20 protein-coding genes are annotated in these 25,510 nt (G+C 49.3%); 16 read left to right on the forward strand and 4 right to left on the reverse strand.

What is annotated here, in order from left to right; translation table 11 throughout:
- Nucleotides 1–19: 19 nt before the first annotated feature.
- The 15 genes from mfd to VF399_10820 all read left to right on the forward strand — a co-directional run bounded on the left by mfd (nt 20) and on the right by VF399_10820 (nt 16,424).
- Nucleotides 20–2,848 carry a transcription-repair coupling factor gene (gene mfd, locus VF399_10750; protein HEX7320819.1) on the forward strand — a complete coding sequence of 943 codons (2,829 nt, stop codon included), beginning with the start codon at nt 20–22 and terminating at the stop codon, nt 2,846–2,848.
- Nucleotides 2,849–3,046: 198 nt separating this feature from the next.
- Nucleotides 3,047–3,361: a 4Fe-4S dicluster domain-containing protein gene (locus tag VF399_10755; protein ID HEX7320820.1), complete on the forward strand. Its 315-nt coding sequence runs from the start codon at nt 3,047–3,049 to the stop codon at nt 3,359–3,361.
- Nucleotides 3,362–3,492: 131 nt separating this feature from the next.
- A complete protein-coding gene (locus VF399_10760) occupies nt 3,493–4,650 on the forward strand; it encodes a 2-oxoacid:acceptor oxidoreductase subunit alpha (protein ID HEX7320821.1) in 1,158 nt (385 codons plus the stop codon).
- Nucleotides 4,647–5,567: a 2-oxoacid:ferredoxin oxidoreductase subunit beta gene (locus VF399_10765; protein HEX7320822.1), complete on the forward strand. Its 921-nt coding sequence runs from the start codon at nt 4,647–4,649 to the stop codon at nt 5,565–5,567. The genes VF399_10760 and VF399_10765 overlap by 4 nt, the downstream gene beginning before the upstream one ends.
- Before the next feature lie 2 nt (nt 5,568–5,569).
- Nucleotides 5,570–6,115, forward strand: coding sequence for a 2-oxoacid:acceptor oxidoreductase family protein (locus tag VF399_10770; protein HEX7320823.1), 546 nt, complete (start codon nt 5,570–5,572; stop codon nt 6,113–6,115).
- A gap of 9 nt (nt 6,116–6,124) precedes the next feature.
- A complete protein-coding gene (locus tag VF399_10775) occupies nt 6,125–6,289 on the forward strand; it encodes an NAD(P)-binding protein (GenBank protein ID HEX7320824.1) in 165 nt (54 codons plus the stop codon).
- A gap of 69 nt (nt 6,290–6,358) precedes the next feature.
- Nucleotides 6,359–9,187 (forward strand): FAD-dependent oxidoreductase, encoded by a 2,829-nt coding sequence (locus VF399_10780; protein ID HEX7320825.1) that lies wholly within the window; start codon nt 6,359–6,361, stop codon nt 9,185–9,187.
- 60 nt (nt 9,188–9,247) lie between these two features.
- A complete protein-coding gene (locus VF399_10785) occupies nt 9,248–9,628 on the forward strand; it encodes a four helix bundle protein (GenBank protein HEX7320826.1) in 381 nt (126 codons plus the stop codon).
- Nucleotides 9,629–9,632: 4 nt separating this feature from the next.
- The gene (locus VF399_10790) at nt 9,633–10,145 is read left to right on the forward strand and encodes a hydrogenase iron-sulfur subunit (GenBank protein HEX7320827.1); all 513 of its coding nucleotides are present in this window, start codon (nt 9,633–9,635) and stop codon (nt 10,143–10,145) included.
- Nucleotides 10,146–10,231: 86 nt separating this feature from the next.
- Nucleotides 10,232–11,383 carry a (Fe-S)-binding protein gene (locus VF399_10795; GenBank protein ID HEX7320828.1) on the forward strand — a complete coding sequence of 384 codons (1,152 nt, stop codon included), beginning with the start codon at nt 10,232–10,234 and terminating at the stop codon, nt 11,381–11,383.
- 17 nt (nt 11,384–11,400) lie between these two features.
- Nucleotides 11,401–12,240: a transposase gene (locus VF399_10800; protein ID HEX7320829.1), complete on the forward strand. Its 840-nt coding sequence runs from the start codon at nt 11,401–11,403 to the stop codon at nt 12,238–12,240.
- Between the two features lie 5 nt (nt 12,241–12,245).
- Complete coding sequence (locus tag VF399_10805) at nt 12,246–12,716, forward strand: 4Fe-4S dicluster domain-containing protein (protein HEX7320830.1); 471 nt, start codon at nt 12,246–12,248, stop codon at nt 12,714–12,716.
- Nucleotides 12,717–12,723: 7 nt separating this feature from the next.
- Nucleotides 12,724–13,593 (forward strand): CoB--CoM heterodisulfide reductase iron-sulfur subunit B family protein, encoded by an 870-nt coding sequence (locus tag VF399_10810; GenBank protein ID HEX7320831.1) that lies wholly within the window; start codon nt 12,724–12,726, stop codon nt 13,591–13,593.
- A gap of 102 nt (nt 13,594–13,695) precedes the next feature.
- A complete protein-coding gene (hdrA2, locus tag VF399_10815; protein ID HEX7320832.1) occupies nt 13,696–16,122 on the forward strand; it encodes a CoB-CoM heterodisulfide reductase HdrA2 in 2,427 nt (808 codons plus the stop codon).
- Between the two features lie 149 nt (nt 16,123–16,271).
- Nucleotides 16,272–16,424 (forward strand): hypothetical protein, encoded by a 153-nt coding sequence (locus VF399_10820; GenBank protein HEX7320833.1) that lies wholly within the window; start codon nt 16,272–16,274, stop codon nt 16,422–16,424.
- A gap of 122 nt (nt 16,425–16,546) precedes the next feature.
- On the opposite strand, the gene VF399_10825 is transcribed toward VF399_10820, so the two are convergent.
- The 4 genes from VF399_10825 to VF399_10840 form a co-directional block, all read right to left on the reverse strand.
- Nucleotides 16,547–17,389 (reverse strand): hypothetical protein, encoded by an 843-nt coding sequence (locus VF399_10825; GenBank protein ID HEX7320834.1) that lies wholly within the window; start codon nt 17,387–17,389, stop codon nt 16,547–16,549.
- 298 nt (nt 17,390–17,687) lie between these two features.
- On the reverse strand, nt 17,688–18,914 hold the full coding sequence (locus VF399_10830; GenBank protein ID HEX7320835.1) for an inner membrane CreD family protein: 1,227 nt from the start codon (nt 18,912–18,914) through the stop codon (nt 17,688–17,690).
- Between the two features lie 210 nt (nt 18,915–19,124).
- Nucleotides 19,125–19,769, reverse strand: a complete 645-nt coding sequence (locus VF399_10835; protein ID HEX7320836.1) for a LysE family transporter — start codon at nt 19,767–19,769, stop codon at nt 19,125–19,127.
- A gap of 16 nt (nt 19,770–19,785) precedes the next feature.
- Complete coding sequence (locus VF399_10840) at nt 19,786–21,888, reverse strand: DUF5916 domain-containing protein (GenBank protein ID HEX7320837.1); 2,103 nt, start codon at nt 21,886–21,888, stop codon at nt 19,786–19,788.
- A gap of 115 nt (nt 21,889–22,003) precedes the next feature.
- On the opposite strand from VF399_10840, the gene VF399_10845 reads away from it, so the two are divergent.
- Nucleotides 22,004–25,444 (forward strand): tetratricopeptide repeat protein, encoded by a 3,441-nt coding sequence (locus VF399_10845; GenBank protein HEX7320838.1) that lies wholly within the window; start codon nt 22,004–22,006, stop codon nt 25,442–25,444.
- Nucleotides 25,445–25,510 lie beyond the last annotated feature (66 nt).

Below are 25,510 nucleotides of genomic sequence, written 5' to 3' on the forward strand. Positions count from 1 at the left end.
TCGAAATCCGAAATTCGCATTGAACCAGAACGACGGACAACGTTTTTTTAACCTCCAGCCGGTTCTTGATGAACTGAATGCCCGGAAAAAGGTCACCGTTTCTGGCCTGCATGATTCATCCTTATCCCTCTTCATTTACGAACTGACACGACTGGGGAAAAAGATCGCCCTGGTCGTCCCCCCCGATAAAAAGGACTCCTATTTTGCCGAGCTCGTGCGCCTTGTGTCATCGGTTATCCTGGTCGATGAAAACAGGGCGTTCTTCGAACCGGCGGCCGTGGTCGTGACCACCAGGGAAAACCTGGAAAGGTGCGTTTCCATACGGGAAACAGTATCCATTAGAAGCGGCGGCCGTATCGATACCGATGATCTCCTTTTCCGGCTGGATGCGTCGGGTTTCACGCACGAGGAGATAGTCGAAGAAGAAGGAGAATATGCTTCCCGGGGCGGTATCATCGATATCCGGCCCCCTGACCAGGAAGCGGTACGGATCGAGCTTGACGGCAACACCGTGCATTCCCTCAGGTTCTTCAATACCCAGACGCAGCGGTCAACCATGGTCATACAGAATGTGAACTTGAGCCTGGTAAAGCCTTCATCTTCCGGTCTCCTTTCCGAACTGATTATGGACCATCTGGTGATCAGCTACGATGACGCATTACCTGATCGGCCGGGCATCACCTTATCTTCAGAGGGTGGGATCAGGTTCGAAATCAGACCGGCGTTCAATTACTTCGGCAATTTCAAGTTGCTGCATGATGATCTGACGCGGGGTGATTACCGTTATATCTTTCTGATCGATAATCCCGACCTCGAACAAAGGCTGCGCGAGCTCGTGGGCGACATCACCGCAGTGTATCTGTCGCCGGGCGAAGGTTTTGTCAATGAACAGACAAAAACAGTGTACCTGACCGATACCGAGATCTTCGGCCGGATAAAAAGGAAAAAAGAAAAATTCAAGGGTCTATTCATCGACGACCTCAAAGGTTTGAAGGAAAACGATTTTGTCGTCCACTCCGACTTCGGCATTGGACAGTATAAAGGTCTTTGTTTTCTCGACATCGACGGGGAAAAGGTCGAATGTCTGCGCGTTGATTACGCGAACAACGCGAAGGTCTTCGTGCCGGTCGAGAAAATGAACCAGCTGGAACGGTATATTGCCGGTTCCGGAATACCTCCCGGATTATCGAAACTGGGCAGTGATCTCTGGGCCAAAACCAAGAACAAGGTCAGGAAAGCGACCGAAAAGCTGGCCTTTGACCTGCTGCAACTCTATGTGAGAAGGCACAGCGCTTGCGGTTTTACTTTCTCCAAAGACACCCTCGAAATGGCGGAACTGGAATCCTCGTTTCCGTTTGAAGAAACAGCAGACCAGACCACGGCCATAAGGGACGTTAAAAATGACATGGAATCATCCCGTCCAGCGGATCGCCTTATCTGCGGCGACGTTGGTTATGGCAAAACCGAAGTCGCCCTGCGCGCGGCGTTCAAATCAGCGCTGGACGGCAAGCAGGCCATGCTGCTTTGCCCCACGACCCTGCTGGCGTTCCAGCATTACAACACGTTCCGCGACCGGCTTAAGGATTTTCCGGTGAAAGCTGAAATGATCTCGCGGCTAAAAAAAGCAGCAGAGATCAAAGTGGTCCTGGACCAGGTCAGAAGTGGCAAAGTCGATATCGCCATCGGCACGCACCGCTTGCTTCAACCGGATGTGCAGTTCAAGGACCTGGGATTGCTCATCATCGATGAGGAACAGCGCTTTGGCGTCGCCCAGAAAGAAAAGATAAAACGCTTCAGACCCGGCATCGATATCCTCCACCTTTCAGCGACACCGATCCCCCGGACGCTTTACATGGCGCTCACCGGGTTAAAAGATATATCCAACATCCGCACGCCGCCTGCGGGACGGATGGATATCGTCACCAAGATCATCTATTTTGATGAGGACGAACTAAGAAAGATAATAAAACTCGAGATCATCCGGGGCGGTCAGGTCTTTGTCGTGCACAACCGTATCCAGACGATCGAGACCATGAGGGACCGGATCCAGCGGATCGTTCCGGACGCCAGGATCTGCGTCCTGCACGGCAAAGTCAAAGAAGACGTGACCGAGAAGAAAATGATCGATTTTCTAAAAGGCAATTATGATATCCTGCTCAGCACCGCGATCATAGAATCGGGGTTGGACATGCCGCGCGTAAATACGATAATCGTCAATGACGCGCACATGTTCGGACTTGCCGATCTTCACCAGCTTCGGGGCCGGGTCGGCCGCAGCGATATTCAGGCTTTCGCCTATTTCATCGTGCCATCCCGAACCCTTTCCGAAGATGCACATAAACGACTGAGCGCGCTGGTCTCTTATGCATCGCTGGGATCGGGGTTTAGGCTGGCGGTTCGCGATATGGAGATCCGCGGCACGGGCAACCTTGTGGGCAAAGAACAGAGCGGATATATCAGTTCCATCGGTTATCATCATTACGTGAAAATGCTCGCGGCGGCTATCAGCGAAGCGCGGGGCCGTCAGGTTTCGGTCGAGCCTGTGCTGTCGCTGGCGATCGAAGCATACCTCCCTTCCGAATATATCGGCAGCGCCTACGAACGCACGGCGCTGTACAAAAGGTTTATGGATGCCGAGTCCGAGTTCGAACTCAATTCGATCCGGGATGAGATCGTCGATCGCTTTGGGCAATATCCGGAAGCAGTCGATAACCTGTTCGTTGTTTCAAGAATAAGACTGCGCGCCCTGGAATTGGGCGCGCATGAAGTAACGAGGAAAGGCGGACTGGTCAATTATTACGCGAAAGGCATACTGATAAAAACGGAGGAAATAATCAAGACCGTTTAGATCGTCAAATTTGTTTGGATCGTTTGAAGTTTGTAGCGTCCATCTTTAGATGGACGTTGGATGTGTCCGAGATATTTTCGTCCATTTTCGTCCGGATGAATCCGGACGCTTTTTGACTGTGTATATTTTTTAAACGCCGCGGCAATTCCGGATATCAGTATGTATTGACAACGCCAGGGGGGTGTTTATAATATCAACATGAAATACTGGAGAAGACCGCTTGATGCTGACAAAATAAAAGTCCCGCATGGTCAAGTCCATATTATCAATGACCGGTGCAAAGGCTGCGGGTTCTGCGTTGAATTTTGTCCAAGGCACGGGCTGGAGATGTCAGTGGAGTTTAACGTAAAAGGGTACCATCCGCCCCGCATTAAAACTGACGATATGTGCCTTGAGTGTCATCTGTGCGAGATGCTCTGCCCCGAGTTCGCGATCTATATTACCCTGGAAAAAAACAATGACCAGGCTGCTGATATTAATAATGAAAAGAAAGAGCCAGAACCCAAATTCTGATAACAAAAGATTGTTTCATTCGGATATTTAAGTAAAAAAATTGATGACATTACCGGTCTGGCTTTTAATGTCTGTTTCCTTGAACGCTAAGGTTTCGGCATGAATATTTCATTTCTTTATGCGAGGTGATAATGAAAGCTGACCCAAAAGGAGTATTAACCGGTGCCCATTACCTGGATGGTGATTATGCGTGCGCCGAAGGCGCATTGGCGGCAGGTTGCCGTTTTTTGGCAGGTTATCCGATAACTCCGTCTACGGAAGTGGCTGAGCGTATCGCTGCCCGGTTTCCGGAAGTAGGAGGCGTATTCATTCAGATGGAGGATGAAATCGCTTCGTCGATCGCCATTCTTGGTGCCGCGTGGGGGGGTAAAAAAACGATGACCGTGACATCGGGACCGGGGTTTTCACTGATGCAGGAGCATATCGGCCTCAGCGCCATGCTGGAAACACCGTGCGTTTTCGTCGACGTCCAGAGAGGCGGACCTTCTACCGGTCTGCCGACCCTCACCGGGCAGGGGGACATGATGCAGGTCCGGTGGGGTTCGCACGGCGACTACCGGATCATCGCGCTCGCGCCCAATTCGCCCCAGGAATGCTTCGATTTCACCATCGACTGTTTCAACCTGGCTGAATTGTACCGCGTGCCCGTCTTCTTGATGATGGATGAATGCGTCGGTCACATGACGGAAAAAGTTGTTATCCCGAAACCAGAAGGTATCGACATTGTCGAGAGACTGTGGTACAAAGGTGAAAAAGAAAAATATTTACCATTCAAACCCGGTGAAAATCTTGTACCGTTTATGGTTAAAGCGGGTGACGGCTACCATTTTCACATAACCGGACTAACTCACGACGAACGCGGATACCCGGCGATGAACTGGCAATCTCAGGAAAAATTGGTCAGGAGACTGATCGAAAAAATCGAGAAAAATGCGCATAAGATCATCCGCTATGAAGAGGACGGCGTGGATGGTGCCGATGTCGTTATTATCTCTTACGGCATAAGCAGCCGGGTTGCTTACAAAGCCATCGAGGAAGCCAGAAAGAACGGCATCAAGGCCGGCTTCTTAAGGCTGATTACGATCTGGCCCTTTCCGGAAAAACACATCAATGAGCTTGCCGGAAAAGTCAAAGCTTTAATAACCGTCGAAATAAACTATGGCCAGATCGCCCTTGAGGTCGACCGCTGTGCGCGGGGAAAATGCCGCACCTTGCTCGTTCCCCATGGGGGCGGATGGGTTCACGAGCCATCAGACATCTATGCGGCGATCAAGGAGGGCTTGAAATGAGTGAGATCGAAGTCCCACAACTGCCAGAGCAGGAATTTTTCGAACATCCCATGGAGAAACTGCTGCGGATGGATCGTATCCCCCATATTTGGTGTCCAAGCTGCGGGATCGGTACCGTACTGACCGCGGTCATTGCTGCGATCGGCAGATCCGGCATTAACCCGGACAAGATCGCCATCGTTTCCGGCATCGGGTGTACGGGCAGGGTCGCGGGTTATATCAAGCTCGATTCGTTTCACACCACCCATGGGCGACCGATTCCCTTTGCCACCGGTTTGAAACTTGCCAACCCCGAGCTCAAAGTGGTTGTTATTTCAGGCGACGGTGACCTGGTCGCGATCGGCGGAAACCACCTGATCCACGCCGCACGGAGAAACATGGATATCACCGTCATCTGCGTCAATAACTTCATTTATGGCATGACCGGCGGTCAGGTCGCAGCAACCACACCGGAAACAGCGATTTGTTCGACGTCTCCTTACGGCAATTTCGACCAGCCCTTTAATCTGCCTTATCTCATGGATACATGCGGCGCCTGCTATGTCGCCCGCTGGACAGCGCTGCACATACGCCGGCTCACCAATTCGATCGAAGAAGCAATGAAGAAGAGAGGGTTTTCCCTGGTGGAAGTGATCGCGCCCTGCTCCACGCTATACGCGCGCCTTAATCGTTTGGGAACTGGTCTTGATCTGCTCAAATTTTATCACGACAAAAGTATCATCAAACACGGTGCCGATACGCGCGAGTTGAGTATCGGCTTCCAGAAAGAGATCATTGTCGGCAAATTCATCGATCGCGAAAGACCAACGTTCATCGACAACATGAACCAGCGGTTCAAGACCGCACTAGGCGATAAATACGAGCTTTACGGAATGGTCGACGACGAGCTGCCGGAAGCATGTTCGGAAGGAGGCTAGCAATGGTCGAGATCAAGTTCAGCGGTTACGGCGGACAGGGTATCATTAAATGCGGTTATATTGTGGGTAAGGCCTCTTCCCTCTACGATAACAAATTCGCGACCATGACGCAGAGTTTTGGACCGGAAGCACGGGGCAGCGCGTGCAGCGCACAACTGGTCGTTTCGCAGGACAGGATCCTTTATCCATACCTAACCAAGCCTCAGATCTTGGTTGCGATGTCACGTGAGGCTTACGAAAAATTCGAACCGGAACTTGACGGAAAAGGCATCCTGATCATCGATGAAGACCTGGTAAAGCCAAAACCGCCCCGCGACAGCATCAAACTCTTTTCCATACCCGCCACGAGATTTTCCGAGGAACTCGGCAACAAGATCGTCGCCAACATTGTCATGCTCGGGTTCTTCACGGCGGTTACCGACGTCGTATCCTTTGAAGCGATGAAGAGCGCGATCCCCGGTTCGGTGCCGGATAAGGCGGTACCGCTCAACATGAAGGCGCTGGAAAAGGGATACGCGTATGGGAAAGAAATAAGCAAGAAAGGATAAGAAGCATTCATGAAAGGCGTCCTAGTCATCGGTGCGGGCATTGCCGGTATCCAGGCCGCCCTGGATCTGGCTAATTCCCGATTCCATGTCTATCTGGTTGAATCATCGCCAAATATCGGCGGCCGCATGGCGCAGCTCCATAAGATCTTCACATCGATGGACTGCACGGCTTGAATACTCGGTCCTAAGATGATGGATGTCGGGCGACATCCCAATATAACCCTCCTGACAAATTCGGAAGTGGTGAAGGTTGAAGGTAAAGCGGGCGATTTTTTCGTTGAGGTGCAGACGCATGCCCGTTATGTTAATATCTCGCAGTGCACCGCTTGCGGAGATTGTTCCAAGGTCTGCCCTATCGTTAAACCCAACGAGTTCGATCTTGGACTGGCGTCACGTAAAGCGATCTTCACGCCTTATAACCAGGCAGTTCCATCCGCATACGTAAGGGCAAAAGAAGACTGCCTTGGCGACGTACCCATAGCCTGTGGCAAGTGCATCGATGCCTGTAAGAGCAAATGCATCGATTTTGACGAACCGGAGCAGATGCTCAGCTTGAACGTGGGCGCGATCGTCGTAAGCACGGGCGTCGAATACTATGACCCGAGAGAGGCAAGCGAATATGGATACACGCGTTTTGAGAATGTCGTGACCAGCTTTGAACTGGAAAGACTGCTGGACGCTTCCAGTCCCACGCACGGTGAACTGCTAACCTTCAGCACGAAAAAACCGCCCGAGCGCATCGCGATGATCCAATGCGTGGGATCGCGCAATATGAAGGCTGACATCAATTATTGCTCCCGTATCTGCTGTATGAATTCGATAAAAGACACGCTGGTCATCAGGGAACACTATCCCGACGCCGAAATTATGGTGTTTTATATTGACATCAGGGCGTTCGGCAAGGGATTTGAAGAATTTTATCGCCGCTCGCTTGCGGCCGGCGTCATTTACATTAAAGGTAAACCGTCCAAGATCACCGAAAATAAGAAGACCAAGGAGATCATACTATCTTACGAAGACCAGCTGAACGGTGAGATCAAACATGAAGTGGTCGACATGGCCGTGCTTTCTTCGGCGATGATCCCTAACCAGAGCGCGAGAGCGCTGAGCATGATCCTCGGGATCGAACTGGACCGGGATGGATTTTTCAAGGAAAAAGATCCGTGCGTCGATCCTCTCGAGTCAACAAAAGAAGGGATCTATCTGTGCGGATGCTCCACAACCCCGAAAGACATTACCGATTCCATTGCTGAATCATGCGGCGCTGCGGCGAAAGCGGGCGTTCATATGAGCGATGCGGCGGTTGAGGAGAAAAAAACTGAGATCACAGAGCTCGATCTGTCGGGATCCCCGCGAATCGGCGTTTTCCTATGTCACTGCGGATTAAACATCAGCGCCGTGGTCTCGATCAATGAACTGCGCGAATACGCATCCAGGCTACCGGATGTCGTTATAGTTGACGATTACCTTTTCGCTTGTGCCGAGAGCATGCAGAAGAAGATCCAGGATGCGGTTATCGAGCATAAGCTGAACCGCGTTGTCGTCGCCGCCTGTACGCCCAAAACGCATGAACCGGTGTTCCAGGAAACCCTGGCAAAGATCGGCTTCAATCCGTACCTTTTCGACATGGCGAACATAAGGAATCAATGCTCCTGGGTGCACCAAAAAGAGCCCGCGGCCGCCACCGTAAAATCAAAGGAGATCATCAAGATGTCGGCAGCCAGGGTCAGACACCTGCTTCCGCTGGCGCCGAAGATCCTTAGTGTCCGGCGGGAGGTCCTTGTGGTGGGCGGCGGCATAACCGGCATCCAGGCCGCGATCGACCTGGCAAACCGTGGTTTCAAGGTTTTTTTGGTCGAAAAACAGCAAGGACTCGGCGGTCGGGCTGGAAACCTCGCCAATGTTTACCCAAGCAACCGGCCTGGCAAAGAACTCATGGAAAAAAAGATCCGGGAATTATATAATAAGGCAGTAACTGTGCTGACGGGCGTCGAAATAAAGGACGTCCGGGGTTACGTGGGCAATTTTGAAGTGGAACTGGTTCGTAGCGGCGGGATCGGCGCCCAGGATAATGATTTAGCCGATGAACTCAGAACTTTAGGTGTCGGTTCAATCATCCTTGCCATCGGGGCCGAGCTATTTGATCCGATGAAGAAATTCGGTTTTGGCGAATACCCCGGTGTTTTCACGAGCATGCAGCTGGAAGACATGCTGGCGCAGGACAGTGATAAACTAAAGAATATGAAGAGCGTTGCTATCATACAGTGTGTCGGTTCAAGAGAAGAAAAAGGTAATACCTGGTGTTCGAGATACTGCTGCCAATCCGCTATAAAGCAGGCGATACTGCTGCGTAATAAAGGAATCGATGTAACGATCTTCCACCGAGGTATCAGGATTTACTCGAAAGGCGCTGAGGTTATGTATCGCAGAGCACGCGAACTTGGGGTGCTTTTTATCCCTTATTCTGAACTTGCCAGGGGTGAGGTACCTGAAGTTATTAACCAGGATCAGGGTTTGCATGTCGAAATGGATTATAAAGCGCTTAATTCAAGGATAATTGTACCGGTTGACGCGGTCATACTCTCAGTTGGCATGGTGCCCAATGCCCGGGAAACCGACCGGCTTTCGGACATCCTGAAGATACCCAAAGGGCCAGATTCATTTTTCCTTGAACGTCATTCAAAATTCGGACCCGTGGAAACAACGGTGGAAGGCGTATTCCTTGCCGGCTGCTGCCAGTTTCCCCAGGACATAGGAGATTCTATCTCGCAGGGATCAGCGGCTGCATCAAAAGCGGCCTCCCTGCTGAGCCGCGATGTCATGGTGCTATCACCCATAACTTCGGTGGTCGATGAACAGTACTGCCGCGGTTGCGGTAAATGCGCGGAAGTATGCGATTTCCACGCCATCTCCGTGGTTGAGAAAGAAATCGGTATTTTCGTCGCCCGGGTCAACGAGGCATTATGCAAAGGGTGCGGTACCTGTGTACCCGTCTGCCCTACCGGCGCGATCGATCTCAAGCACTTCCTGGACAAGCAGATAAAGGCGCAACTTGCGGCGCTGCTTGGATAGTCGGATAGTCCCATGGTCGTATAGTCGGATGGTCCAGTGGTCTAATTGAAAGGAGAAAAAATGAAAATACAAAGATTTGAAGATCTAAAATACTGGCAAGAAGCACGTAGGCTAAGGAAAATGGTGAGTGAAACAACAAAGAAACCATTAATTAGAAGAGATTATGTATTTTGTGACCAAATAAGAAGAGCGGCATTGTCAATAATGTCCAATATTGCAGAGGGATTTGAATCAAATACTGATAAAGAGTTTATGAATTTTCTTAATTATGCAAGACGTTCTTGTGGTGAAGTTAGAAGTCAATTATATGCAACACTCGATGATAACTATGTTGACAAAAGTGAGTTCGATGAGATCTATCATCAATCAGTAAATACAGGAAAGTTGATATCGGGCTTCATCTCTTATCTCAGAGGATCATCAAAAAGAGACAAAGAATAGGACAATGGAATCATCAGGTAATCAGACCATACGACGAACAGACAGTGAGACTACGAAACCAGCGGACAATGAGACAATCAGACTATCAGACAATAGAACTGAGTTCGAACCGGTGATCGTCGCATACTGCTGCAACTGGTGCTCATATCCGGCGGCGGACGGCGCCGGCGTCTCGCGTCTGCAGTATCCGGCCAATATAAAGATCATCAGGGTAATGTGCGGCGGCAGGGTGACGCCGGCAATGGTTCTGAAGGCATTCGAACTCGGCGCCGACGGCGTGCTTGTTGCGACCTGCCATTTCGAGGACTGTCATTATATTTTCGGTGCTCGGAAGGCGGCCGATACGCACAAGATATCCGAGCGGCTGGTCGGCATGCTGGGGATCGAGCCGGTGAGGTTAAGACTCGACTGGATTTCGTCGGCCGAGACGACAAAGTTCGCGAAGGTCGCGACGGAATTTACCGAGACCGTGCGAAAATTGGGCCCGAGCCCGGCAAAAAAGACGATCGAACCATGAAACCATCAGACTATCAGACCATGCGACCATCAGACTATACGACCATGGGACCATCAGACTATGAGACTATCAGACAATAAGACTATATGAATATTTCTGACGCCATAAGATCATCCCATGCCAACCTCTGTCTTGAGTGTGGAAAATGCACGGGCATCTGCCCCGTATCAAGATTCAATCGGGGGTATTCACCCCGGCTTCTTATCAACAGGTCATTGCGCGGCGTCAGCGCCGACCTATTGAAAGACAAAAATATCTGGACTTGCCTTACATGTCAGCTCTGCGACGAGCAGTGCCCGGCAGGCGTAAAATTTGTCGATCTGATCCAATCGATAAGGCTCGAAGCTCGGAGTATCGGCGAAGAAGCGATCTGTTCACACGGCGGTGCAGCACAATCCATGATGCGCATAATGGCATCACCGGATTTGAATCTCCGGCGGCTTGAATGGCTCGATAATTCCCTGAATACCGCCGACTCGGGCGAAATCATGTATTTCGCCGGATGCCTGCCTTATTTCGACGTTTTGTTCGGCGACATCGGCGTTTCCGCAACTGCTCAAGCAAAAGCCACGGTGCAACTGCTCAACAAGCTCGGCACCGTTCCGGTGGTCCTGCCCCAGGAGCGCTGCTGCGGGCATGATCTTCTCTGGCAGGGCGATTTATTGAATTTCAAAAAATTGGCAGCATATAATATCGCATTAGTAAAGCAGTCGGGGGCTAAAAAAATCGTATTTTCTTGTCCCGAGTGTCTCAGGACATTTAAACTTGATTATCCGAAATATTTTGATGTCAATTTTGAAACTTATCACATATCTGAAATACTTGATAAAGCAGTGAGCAGCGGCAAATTGAAATTTAAAACGCTCCAGCGATCAGTGACCTACCAGGACCCTTGCCGTTTGGGAAGACATCTGGGCATTTACGAAGCTCCGCGCCGGGTTCTTTCAGCTATCCCCGGCATCGAATTGAAAGAAATGAAAAAAAACAGAAGCCGCGCGGTCTGCTGCGGGGTGAGCGCCTGGATGAACTGCTCCGCTTTTTCAAAACAATTGCAGCTGGAGCGCATTAAACAGGCAAAAAACACGGGTGCTGATGAGCTCGTCGTCGCGTGTCCGAAGTGCGAAATACATTTCACCTGCGCGATGAAAGAATCGCCTGCCGTAGAGCGCAGTGATAATAATATCAGGATCGCCGTCAGGAACTTCGTTTCCCTGATCGCCGAATTGATTTGGGAGTGATTATGACAAGGACTCTGATGAAAACCGAACATTTACGTCCATCTAAAGATGGACGCTACAAACCTCCCGTAGCGTCCGGATTTATCCGGACGAAGAAAGCGCCGATGAAAATCGAACATTTACGTCCATCTAAAGATGGACGCTACAAACCTCCCGTAGCGTCCGGATTTATCCGGACGATGACTGGTAAAACAATTAAGCAGGTTAAACTAATGAAAAAAACATTTAAAACCTTCGGAAAAAGCCACGCACCAAGACTGAAAGAAATGGACTATACAAAAATGAAATATCCTGCCCACATAATCATCGGAACGTTCAAACGAATGCCAGTCTTTAATGAAAACGAATATGCTGAAATTTTAGAAGGTGAAATTACCAAGATAAGGATAGACAATGAATCGATTTGTGCTTGGTGCATAATGCCAGATCATTTACACATATTATTCGATCAATCTGAGAAAGGTAACAATATACTAAGAATGATTAAGCTTATCAAAGGTAGAACTGCTTTCAAGGTCAACCGCCACCATCAAGATAAAATAACACTCTGGCAGGAGAGCTTTTATGACCATATATTAAGAAAGGAAGAGGAAATAAAGGAAGTGACTTATTATATATTGAATAATCCTGTGAGAAAGCATATCGTGAAAGATTGGCAGGATTATCCGCATTCATGGTCGAAGTATTTTCCTAAAGATTCTCAGGATCGCGTCCATCTAAAGATGGACGTTACTGCTGTAGTAGAAGAAAAATCTGAGGATGGACTCACAGAAAAAAAATCTGAAGCGTCCGGATTTATCCGGACGAAAAACAAAATTGAGTGTCCACGTCCATCTAAAGATGGACGCTACTATTAGAAATTATGGAAAAGAAAAGAATAACGGTTAACTTCCGATTTCGCGAAAAACTGAACACGGTTCCTGGCGGCAAGTACCATAATTACTGTTACCAGTGCAGCGCTTGCGTGGCCTCGTGTCCGGCTGCACGGTTTTCAAAAAATTTCAATCCGAGAGTAATCCTTTTACAAGCCCTCCTTGGGATGGAAGAAGAACTGCTCGGCAAAGAGTCGCCGATATGGCTTTGCACCAACTGTTACTCCTGCTATGAAAGATGTCCTCAGGATACGAGACCCATCGAGGTCATAATCGCGTTGAAAAATATGGCCGTTCAAAAAGGAACGGCACCCGATGCCCTGGCAAAACTTTCGGAAAATATACTCAAGAATGGATTGAGCGTGACCGTCACTTCCGCGGTCAACAGGATCCGTCATGAACTTGGTCTGCCGGAACTCAAAAAGATCCCGCTGGACGAGTTAAAGGGGATCCTGGAATGAGAGCCGCATGAAGGTAGTTCCTTTCTGGGGTTGCATGATGCCGTTGAAGTACCCGCAGATGGAACTGGCGATCAGAAAAACCATGCCGAATATCGGCATCGAGCTCGTTGACATCGAAGGGTTTACGTGCTGTCCGGATCCCATATATTTTAAAGCAAGGAACAAAATGAACTGGCTGACCATTGCCGCGAGGAATCTCGCGGTCGCAGAAGAAACCGGTTTGCCTCTGATAACGATGTGTTCCGGGTGCGTGTCGACCTTGAGAGAAGCGCAGCATATCCTTGCCGAGGAAAAAGAGTTGTTCGAAGATGTAAACCGCCGCCTCAAGAAAGTAAACCGCCGGTACGAAGGCAAGGTCAGCGTGAAACATGCAACCGTGTTCATCCGGGACGATCTCGGTTTGGATGCGGTAAAAAAATCCGTGAGGATACCGCTCAAGAACATCACGGTCGGAATCCACTATGGCTGTCATCTGCTGAAACCGAGTCAAATAATGCACGTTGACGATGCCGATTATCCCGCGATCCTCGATGATTTTGTCAGGGCGCTGGGGGCTGTCCCGGTGGAACAGAAAGAACGCATGCTCTGCTGTGGCAAAGGCTGTATGGATGATGAACTGCCGTTAGAAATGACCAATGAAATTTTCGCGGCGATCGAGGAATCGGGCGCCGATTGCATGGGCCTGATATGTCCGACCTGTTTTTCGTCTTTTGACCTGGGTCAGCTGATTATCAGCCGGAAAAAGGGCAAGGAATATAATATACCGGTCATATACCTGTTCCAGCTGCTGGGACTGGCGCAGGGATTATCGGCCGAAGAAATCGGCTTGCACACGCACCGGGTGAAGGCGGATAGGGTATTAGAAAAAATCGTCTGATGGTCTCATGGTCTTATGGTCGTATGGCCGTATCGCCTTATCGTCGGACAATCCCGACTATCAGACTATCCGGCTATAGGACTATATGACAATACGACTAAAATGAAGGGGGTGATTCAAATGCCGCAGGATGAAGAAATAAGAGTGGGTGTCTTTGTCTGTGAATGCGGAACCAACATTGCCGGATCGGTTGACTGTGACGCGCTAGTAAAAGATTCGGCCGGAATGCCGCACGTGGTTTTCGGCATTAAAAACCGCTATCTGTGCTCGGAACCGGGCCAACAGGATATAAAAAAGGCAATAAAAGAGCACAAACTGAACCGTGTCGTTATCGCCTCATGCTCGCCGCGCATGCATGAACCGACATTCCGCACCTGTGTCTCGGAAGCGGGTTTAAATCCTTATCTCGTTGACATGGCCAACATCAGAGAACAGTGCTCGTGGGTGCATATGGGTGATGTTGCGGGCGCGACGAAAAAAGCCCGGGACATAATTAAAGCATACGTTGCCCGTGCCGCACATCTTGAACCGCAAGAAGAAAAAGAATTGCCCGTGACAAAAACAGCGCTGGTTATCGGCGGTGGTGTTGCGGGGATGCAAGCAGCGCTTGATCTCGCAGATGCCGGATATCCGGTCTATCTTGTGGAAAAAGAGCCGTCGCTGGGCGGTCTTATGGCTCAACTGGCAAAGACCTACCCGACGATGGACTGTGCGATATGAATACTCGGTCCAAAGATGATGGATGTCGGGCGACATCCCAAGATAAAACTACTGACCTACAGCGAAGTCGAGTCAATAACAGGTTATGTCGGCAACTTCCATGTGCGAGTCAGAAAAAAGGCGAGGTACGTAAGGGAAAAAGACTGCACTGCCTGCGGTGATTGCGCAAAAATCTGCCCGGTGGTAGTGCCGGATGAATACCAGGCGGGTCTTTCATCCCGCAAAGCCATCCATATCCCATTCCCCCAGGCAGTTCCTTCCGCTTATTTAATCGACATGAAAAACTGTCTTGGCATAAATCCCATCGCGTGCGGTAAATGCGCGGATAAATGCGACAAAAAATGTATTGATTATGACATGCGTGAAGAAATCATCGAATTCGACAGCGGCGTGGTGGTGGTCGCCACGGGCATGGATGTTTATGATCCTACCGAGCTTGACGAATATCACTATACGCAGTATGACAATGTTGTCACGAGCATGGAATTCGAACGCCTCATCTCGGCGGGCGGACCTTCAGACGGACATTTCATAAGGCCCAGCGACAGAAAGAGACCGAGGCGCGTCGGTTTTATTCAGTGCGTCGGCTCCCGTTCGGAAAAACGAGGCAAGCCGTACTGCAGCAATATCTGCTGTATGAACACGGTAAAAGATACACTGCTTCTGAAAGACCACTATCCTGATATCGAGGCAAAAGTATTCTACATCGACATCCGGGCATTCGGCAAAGGGTTTGAAGATCTGTACAAACGAAGCAGGGAAATGGGAGTCCGCTATATACGGGGCATCCCCGGCGAAATAACCGAGGACCCGGCCAGCCGCGATTTGAAAATACTGGTGGAAGACACCACCTCGAACCGGATTGAAGAACATGAACTCGATATGATTGTCCTCTCGGTCGGCGTCACGCCCAGGCTGGACATGCCGTCGGTTCAGAAACTGCTTACGCTTTCCAAAACATCGGACGGTTTCTTCATGGAGGCGCATCCCAAACTCAAACCAGTTGACGCACCGACCAGCGGAGTATTCTTTGCCGGCTGCGCCGAAGCACCGAAGGATGTTAAGGATTCAGTTACTCAAGCAAGCGCCGCCGCCGCAAGAGCCGGGACGATACTTGCCGCCGGTAAAGTAAAAGTCGAAGCAATTTCTTCAGATATCAATTCTGATGCATGCCATTTTTGTACTATTTGCGCTCAGGCATGTCCCTATAAGGCGATAACGGTCGACGCAAAAAAGAAAAACATCTCGTTTGTTGAAGCGATGTGCAAGGGATGCGGAACATGCGGTGCCGAATGCCGTTTCGGTGCGATCAAGATGAAGCATTTCACCGACGATCAGATTATCGGACAGATCGATGCCTACCTTGAAAACGATCCTGATGAAAAAGTGATCGTCTTTGCGTGCAATTGGTGCTCGTATGCGGGAGCTGATACATGCGGGGGCGCGAGGCTGCAGTATCCGGTAAGCCCGCGGCTCATACGCACCATGTGCAGCGGCCGGGTTGATGAGAAATGGGTTATTCATGCCTTCAGGAAAGGCGCGCCCATGGTCGTCGTATCAGGCTGCCACTTTGTCGACTGCCACTATATTGACGCCAACCGGTGGACGCAGAAACGAGTGGAAAAACTCTGGGACAAACTCGAAAAGCTGAAAATCCGGCCGGAACGACTCCTGCTCGAATGGATCAGCGCGGCCGAAGGCCAACGGTTCGCCCGGACCATGCAGGATATCGAACGGCTCAGGCAAAAAGTTACCAAAGAGGAGATCGCGTACACGATGAGAGTCCTCAGCGATGAAGAGAATAAGTAAAAATAGTCGTATGGTCGTGTGGTCTGATAGTCTAATCGTCTTATAGTCTGATAGTCTAATCGTCTTATAGTCTTATGGTCTTCTGGTCTTGACTATCCGACTATCAGACCATCGGACAATAGGACTATTGGACCAAAGCAGGAGGTTTTATGCCTGACGAAGCTGATTTCAAATGTTTAAGGTGCGGCGCTGAATTCAAACTGCATTACGTCAAAAATGTGATCGAGGAACACACCTGCCCGAAATGCGGGTCAAACAGCGTGCGGCTGGTGAAAAAACCGGTCAGTCTGGAAAAACCGTAGAATCTGCTTGCTCTTTTTAGTCTGCCCCCCTCCTTAATCCTCCCCCTCGAGGGCAACGTGGAAAAAATTCTCTGGTAATAACTGGTGTCCCTGCGGGAGGGAGGGAAGGGTGGGGGTGTTTATTACGTCCCATTCCATCCAATGATCCGGGCCATCAGCCACCAAAAAGCTTTGCCTTTCTGGTCGCAGCTTTCGTAGGTCGTATGCGCGGCCTCGTCACCGTGAAATTGCTGATGTTCCGCGGGCACGGATGTACCATTGTAATCGTAGGTTTCGTACTCCCACTCGTTCGTCCCCGTGTTAAACCACCAGCAGTCAAGATCGCCGAAGTCAAAAAGTATCTTATCATTCTGCTCGCAGTAATCCCGGATCTGTTGGTTCCGAAGATGGCGGTTATAACCTTCGTCGCCGGTAGCCTGGGCATTCCCGGTCGCATATACGAAAATCACGTCCGGGAACTCATCCTCAAGCACGGCCATCGAATCCAGGTAAGCCTGGACTTCTTCCTGAGTATAGCCGTCCAGCTGCGTGCACCACATCCACATGGAAATCGTGATACTCGGATTACTATTCAAAACATCCCGGGTAAGGTTCATACCCTCTTGTGATTGCCAGTATAGTTCAGGGGTTATGTAGGTGTCTGTCTCCTGGCCATCGAATATGCACAGCGCGCCGGCAACAACGGGCAGGGAACTGTATCCGATCTCAACATTGTATGTTGCATCCGTACTCTCTATCCGCTCAAGACCGATCGTGATCTGCCCGCCGTGCGACGTGTGGGCATAATGCGCGCTCAGGGTCATTGCCGAATCGATCCACTGCGCCGGGATGTCGGACAGAACTGAACAAGTGTGATCAACGCCGAAAGATTCAGGCGGCGTACCCTGGTCATCTTCTTTGCAGGAAGTCAGTGCGAAGGTCACAATAATGCACATATTTAATATGGTTTGCAGGATTATCTTCATTTTTTCTTTTCTCCTTTTCTGGTTTTGATTATATATGCATGAGTACGGATGTCAACCCTCCGTTACCGTAGCGTCCATCTTTAGATGGACGGTTTCTGAGTTTTCTGAGATATTTTCGTCCGGATGAATCCGGACGCTACGAACAGAGTCCCGCAAGGCGGAATTTCCGCTTCGCTCCAACAAGCTCTGCCACTACAGACTATGTACTACTTACTCTTACGAGTTACCCGGATTTAAGCCGTAAGGCTTTTATCATTTATAAAACTCTTTCGAGTTAACTCCTTTCCTTACATCCCTTCTATTTTTTCCCGAATTGCTTTTCCCAGTCTATCTTGCCGGTCATCTGCATCACGATGAAAAGCGTGACTATACAGAGGATCGTGATGGCAAGCCCGGTGTATCCCTCCAGGAAGAAAGTGTACGAAAAAAGCACCAGGTACACGGCTTGGGCAATTCCGGTCTGGAGGAACGCGAAGCGCGCACCGGTCACGAGCCGCATGTAGGATATAACCAGGAAGATCGAGACCACCGATGATATTATCAGCGCGAGATTTATATCCGCGTGATCCGCCAGGTAGGCGAGCAGAAGATGAAATGTGAAAAAAGCGGCGCAGATAAAGAAAAAATTCATGGGGTGGACCTTGATCTGCCCCAGGGTAACGATGATGAACATCAGGAACAGAAAAAGGAAGAGCGACACCGGCGCGAAAAAGGTCACGCGGCTGACGAATGGTCCCGGGTTGACCTTTTGAGGCATTTTCATGCCGATCTGGATCCCGGATATGAGGTCACGATAATTCCAGTTCAGCTTCCAACCCTGGTCCGACGCCACTTTTTCGGTCGGCGAGATGCTGTTCTCGGGGAAATCGATCTTTTTAAAATCGGTCGTCATCGCCAGGTTGAAATTCTCGATATGCGACACGCTGCTGCCAAAAATGTACCACCATTCATCCATGCCTTGTGATTCGTAGGCGATCGCCACTTCACGGGACTCGCCCGGTTTCATCGAATTCACGTACTGGATCTTTCCGTTCTCGGGTTTTATACCCTTGGTCTTTACATTGTCGATCTCGAACGAAAAATTATCGTACACGCCTTCGGTCGTCGGGAAATAGTACTCAAAAAGGATATCACGCGTCTGGTCAGTGGTATTTACGACCTTGTACGACGATCTGAAACCGACTTTATACGTGGAATACCAGAGCAGGCCTTTCCTGCGGTGTTCCAGTTTCAGGTCTACCGAAATATCGCTGCTTGTCAGATTGATCGGATGATCGGTCGTTTCCACTCTGTTCTCGACGATCTTCTCATTTCCGGTATATGTCGTGATCTGTTTTTCTTCCCTGGTCTGGTAGAACACGTAGGGCGCGTATTGTTTTTGCACGGTTCCCCATAACTGACCGACCGCATTCTTCAGCTTGAGATCCTGTTCCGCGGTCCTGGAGGTAGTGATCCCTCCGAGTATTACCCATGCCACGCTCGTGCACGCGAAAATGAACGCGAGCGCGCCGATCCTTTTGCCCATTAATTCCTCCTGTGTTAGATGTTATATATATGACAATTATGCCTTTGCATTTGTTTATATGGATCTTCTATTATCGTGGTAGTCGAGTTTATTGAAAATCCTCGAAGGGGACTCGGCCGTAATTTTGCAGAGCAAGCTCTGCCACTACAGATATTATGCCAAGAGCGCAGTTGCGAAGCGTATTGTTGATTATTATCATAACCACTAAAGTTACTGTGTTAGGAGTCGCAGCGTACTGCGAAACATCATGATGCCGAAATATATGACCAGCAGGCCAAGTATCAGCGGTATGATCCTTATTAAAACAGCCCTTCCCTTGCCCAGCGAGGCGATGCTCGCGATGAACGTCAGCCACGCGTAATCCAGCCATACGTGCGCGACATAGATCACACCGACACCCAGCAAGCCAGCCCGTTCCATGGCTTCAGAGATCAATGGCGTCCCGATACCGACCCACCAGGCAATGAAATAAGGATTAAAGGCAGAAAGGGCTACGCCCGTGACAAATGGCGACAATGCGTATTTGCCAGTATCTGCTCCTGCAGTCCCCGATCCGGTCAAATCGATCTTCGTGCGGATCGTATCCCGGATCGTTAAAAACCCGAACAGCAAGAGGAAAAACGCGCCGACAAATCCGATACTTATCATCGCCGCGCGGTTCTTGAATATCGCGGCGACGCCCGCGGACAGAATCAGCACCAGCGGGAATTCCACGACGGTGTGCCCGAGGCTTGCTTCAATACCGGCGCGCCAGCCTTTTTTCAGACCGGCCGCGGCGATCGCCGTGGTCAAAGGTCCGGGCGCAAAGGCACCTGACGCGCTGATGGTCATGACTTTCAAAAGCAACGGGAACATTCAGCGGGTCCTAATATTAAAAATAAAAGAGGTATTTCACTTTTATCGCACTGATGAAATATTTAGACTGTAGGCGTTCATCAACTCGTTCTCTGTAGTCATTGACCGCGATATAGAACCAGCTCTTGGGCAGAAAATTCCAGGAAAAAAGAAAGCCAAGCCGGTTCGAACTAAGGGCGATGTCAGCAACGTGAGTTTCGGGGATCAAGGCAACAATTTCGTCGAAAATTCTGAGCTCGATGTCCCTGCTGACCGAATAAGTTATTTCCGGTGTCATGACCAGCGTCATGGCCAGGATCGAATTGGTCGTATCCCACTCGACCCATAAATAAGATTCGATCTCCGGGGATAAACTCGGTATCACCCGATAGCCGCCCCAAAATTCGTTCATGCTTTGATAAGCCAATATATTTCGCGAATAATTGTAGCGATAGCTGCACGATAGGTACGTTCCCCACCAATTTTTGCTGCCGCTCTGCCAGGTCTCAAAGTACATATACCGCAATAAATAATTCGTATCCGCCTCATAATAAGGACCACCCGCAATTCGGCAAAGCAGTTCCTGTCCGTTTCTGAAACTGGGCCATGTCGCGAGATAAATGACCTTCGACCAATCATTACTGCCGGGTTCCTGAACGATATAGCCGCCTGGACCGATCGTCCAATCCCTGACAAACCCTTCTGAATATGTCCACCAGAACGGATTATATGTGTCGATCCGCTTCCTGCCAGACCACGGGACATAGCCGATCTCGCTCACATCGAATGAGTCACCGACCAGTTCACAGTGTGAGGTCATGAGCAGTCTCTTGTACATCGCGGAATAACCCATGGATGCCGCCCAATCGCGTTTTCGGTTGCGGTCACTAACGGCGGCCTGAAAGATCATTTTACCAACGGGATTATTCAAAACACCATCGACATCGACCACATAATTGTAATCATCTTGGTTGGCATACATACCGTTGAACAAGGTGCCGAGATCAATGTTGCCCGGCATTCTCTGTTTTGCCCTGAATACACCGAATGTCCTTGCCGGTTCAATAATGGTGTTGCTGGTATCACGGTATTCGTCGGTGTAGGCACCGAATACTCCCGCATTGAATTTCTCGGATTTTGTCGTTAATTTAATGCCACCCAGTATCGGCACGCTTTCATCACCCATTGATTTGCCGATCCGGCGTGAGTAAAAAACTTTCAGCAATGAAACGATACTAAAGAGACCAAGGCTCGGCATCCTGAAAATATCAAATCCCTCGATAAAGAACGGCCTTCGTTCGCTCAAGTAGACCGGATACTGAGACAGGTTCAAGGCATAGGGATCAGACTCGATCTGCGCAAAATCAGGCAATACGGTGGCGTTGACCGTGGTCTGCGGCGTGGCATCCCATTTGAAGTTCAGACTGCCGCTTGGTTTTATTTCTTCGTCGTCACTGATCGTATTGTACCGGACATAAGCTTCAGGATATAGTTCGAAATAATAGCCCGTCGAGCGAGGTTCAACGCATTTCAGCGCACCGAATTTTGATATGAGGAACTGTTCGGTCAGCAATACTTCAGTCCAGTAATCGGTTTCCCTTATCGCAGCGGTATAGCGCGCGAAATTCACACCCCATTCGGATAATTCTTTCTTATAACGGATCGATTTGAAAGGAATTTTTATTTCGACTTCATAGCGGTCGTCGTAAATTTTTACGCCGCGGTACCAGACTCCATCCCACGAAGCATCGGTATTAAGCCCATTATCGAGCATCATGCCGTCCTCGATCACGCCGCTTATTGTCGTTTGGAAAAAATAGGCCGTGTTCTTGCTCGCCATAGGATCTAAATATAACACCACATAATCTTCATATAATCCGGGGTATACCGTCGGTTTATTCTGACGGCAGTGACAGCGGTATGCCACGTACAGGTTATTTTTATCCTGAAGCAAATAAACCACTGTCGTATCCGTAGGTATGCCTTTTTCATAAGGTTTGAACTGAATGAAATCATTCGCCGAATCCGCCTGCTGCCAGATCTCCTCGATGAAACCGTCGATTTTGGGCGCGATATCTGAGTATCTGGTTTCAATAATTTTATCACTTTGCCCTAACAGTGCCCAGAGTAAGATGAACACAGAACCTCCATTTCTATTATTGTATTGAGCATATACATATCCATGAGAAAGTCAACCGGACCATTTTAGATGCTCGTTGACTATGCAATATTCTTTGCTATAATTGATAAAATAAATGAACCCGGCAACTGAAGAACGCAGATTGATAACGATACTTTTTGCCGACCTCTCGGGGTTCACGGCACTTTCATCAAAACTTGACCCGGAAGAAGTCCGCGACTTTGCTAACATCTGTTTTGAACACTTAAACGGCACGATCACCAGTCAGGATGGAACGGTTCACAAATACGAAGGAGACCTTGTTGTTGCCCTGTTTGGGTTTCCGACCGCGCAGGAAGATGCTCCTGAAAGCGCGATAAGAGCAGCGTTTGACATGTTGAAGCTTATGCCGAAAATAAGCGATATGGTTTCAACCCGATTGAAAATAAAAACCGACATTGGATTACATGTCGGTGTGAACAGCGGGATCGTGGTTGTCGGTGAAGTGGGGTCGGCGGAAAAAAGGGATAATACGATCATGGGCGACGCCGTTAATATCGCCTCGCGACTCAAGGATATGGCAAAACGAGGCGAAATACTGGTCTCTGAATCGGTCTTCAAGTCCTCTCGATATCTATTTGAGTATGAGGTTCTGCCGCCGGTTGCGGTCAAAGGAATTGACGAACCGGTAAAGATTTTTAGACCAATAAAAATGAAAGACAAACCTGAACCTAAACGGGGCATAAAGGGACTGTACTCACCGCTGGTGGGAAGGGACGGAGAACTCCAGTCGCTTAAGCAGTCATTAGAAAAACTGACAAGCGGCAAGGGAGGTGCAGCATTTGTGCTCGGTGACGCGGGTCTGGGTAAATCACGGTTATGGGAAGAACTTAAGAATGGCATGGTTGATCGCTCTTTACCGATTACAATTATTGAGGGTAGATGTCTATTCAATAGTGAGACCATCCCTTACTGGCCTTTCTTGCAGGTCCTGGGAACCGTGTTCGGGCTTACTGATCAAGATTCAAAGGATGTCATACGGGAAAAACTCTTGAAGAAGACGAAAGAGGTTCTTTCAAATGAATGGGCCGATGTTGTTCCCTATATAGGATATCTGTTCTCGATTCGTTTTACGGATAACCTTGATGAGAAAGTGAAATATCTTGACGCCAAGGCGGTGAAGCTCCAGATAATGATCGGTATCAATAAGCTATTCGCCGCCCTTGCTCATCGGCAGCCCATTCTTTTTGTGATTGAAGACTATCACTGGATTGATACCGGGTCTCTGGAGTTGCTGGAATTCATATTCGGCTCAAGTAAGTTGCCGCCGGTATTATTCCTTGGTCTTTCACGAATTGAAAAGGACCGAACATGTTATAAGACCAAAGAAAAACTGAAAGAGATATTACGCGACGACTTTCAGGAGATCATATTGAGACCGCTGGATGCCGATGAAAGTGCCGAGTTGGTGCGCAATCTTTTGAAAATACCTGGTTTCACCAAGGAATTCATGGCGCGAATCCTTGCCCGAGTTGAAGGCAATCCTTTTTATCTTGAAGAGATCATCCGGTCCTTGATAGACTCCAATGTGTTGATCTTCTCGTCGGGCGTTTGGCGTCTTACGGCCGATGTTTCTTCCCTGCAAATACCGGATACGATCCACACCGTCATTAAATCGCGGCTGGATAGGCTTGACCCGGAGTCGAGGGGCGTTTTGCAGACCGCTTCGGTTGTCGGCCGCAATTTCTATGGGCCGATTCTTGAACAACTTTGCGGGCTCGACAGCCTGATACTGACTCTCCACCTGGCAACCCTTGAGGAATATGAGTATATCAAGGAATTAAAAAGGTTCCCTGATCTGGAATACATGTTCCGTCACCCTCTCTTGCAGGAGGTAACTTATAATGGGCTGCTCAAGAAAAAACGGCGGGAGGTCCATGGCAAAGCCGGTGAAGTGATAGAGCGACTCTACAAGAACCGACTCGATGATTTTGCCGAGCTGCTCGCCCTTCAGTATGCGAATAGCGATAACTCCATCAAGGCGCTTGAGTGGCTAAGCAAAGCGGGTCAAAAGGCACGGGACAGGTACGCAAATGACGAGGCTATTGCCTATTATCAAAAAATGATTTCAATCATCAATGGTGAAAAACGCGAACCGACGGCTGAGCTTTGCCTTGCCTGCGAGGCAATCGCTGATATCTATGCCTTGAAAGGTATTTACCCGGCGGCTACAGACTATTACCGGCAGATGGAATCTGCGTCGGCTGGTAACGCGGCCGTCCGGTCCCGAGCAAAAAGAAAAACCGCAGAGATATACCATAATCTTGGTCGCTATGACGACGCGCTTGCATGCTACGACGAAGCTGAGAAGCTGTTGTCAGGCAACACCCAAGATGAAACGCTTGAAAAATCAAAGATCCATATCGCAAGGGGTGGCATATGGTGGCTCAAAGGTGAAATGAATCAAGCTATCGAGGAAGCCGAGGCGGGGTTGAAAGTGCTTGTTCAACTGCCTGGCGAAGAGCCGAAAATCAAGATGGTCAAGGCATCGGCTTACAATCGTTTTGGATCCATCTATTTTGACCAGGGCAACTATGGCCAGGCGATTGAGTTCTATCAGAAGAGCTTGGCAGCCCTGAAAGAAATTAACGACAAGCAAGCCATCGCCAGAGCCAGTGCGAACCTGGGCATTGTTTACCATGTGACCGGCGACCTTGACCAGGCCCTGAATCTTTACCAGACGTGCCGACAGATACTCGATGAAATCGGCGACAAATCAGGATTGGGCAAGATTCTCAATAACCTCGGCAACGTGTATTACGCAAAGGGGAAATACGATCGGGCTTTTGAACTTTTTCAAAAGTCCCTGGACATCTCCAAGGAGATAGGCAACCAGCGAAGCATTGGCATAGCTTACGGTAATTTGGCAACCATCTATGAGGCACGGGGAGACAACGATAAGGCTATTGAATTCTATCAAAAGGGTTTGCAGACATTTGAGGAGATAGGTTATAAGCACGGGATTGCCGAAACGCTGAACCATTTGGCAACCGTAAATATTAAAATAAATGCCTTCAACAAGGGCGAGGAATATTTGCTTAGAGCCGAAGAGATTCTGAAGGCGGTTGGCAGCAAACATGGATTAGTGGTTCTCTACGCACACTGGGCGGAATTGAAGAATAAAGTTGCCGGCCCGGGCTTAGCACCTGACAAAGAAGCACTGGACTACGCCGGAAAAGCAATCAAACTGGCTAATGAGCTGGGGGTAAAAGACAGCATTGCCCTATGCTATGTGACCTATGGCAAGATATTCACCGCCGCTTACGATCTCAAGACGGCTGAGGGATATTTCATAAAAGCGATTGAAATCTTTGAAGAAAGAAAAGATCGAGCGCTACTCGCCAATACGTATTTCGAATACGCCAAGATGTTGAAAATGAGAACCGCTGAAAACATTGATTCAATAAACCAGGCTGATGAGTATCTTGAAAAGGCGCTCAGGATCTATCGGGAACTTGATTTAGCCAATAGAGTAAAGGAAGTGGAAGGATTGAAAAGCCAACAAACAGCGGAATAAGACCGTATTTGCCATCTGCCGCCTCAAAGACCCATGGTCTCCCGGACCAGGACAACCAGAAATCCC

This window comes from bacterium (genome assembly GCA_036382775.1).
In the GTDB taxonomy this organism is placed as follows: domain Bacteria; phylum Hydrothermota; class Tepidihabitantia; order SM23-42; family JAOAFX01; genus DASVHD01.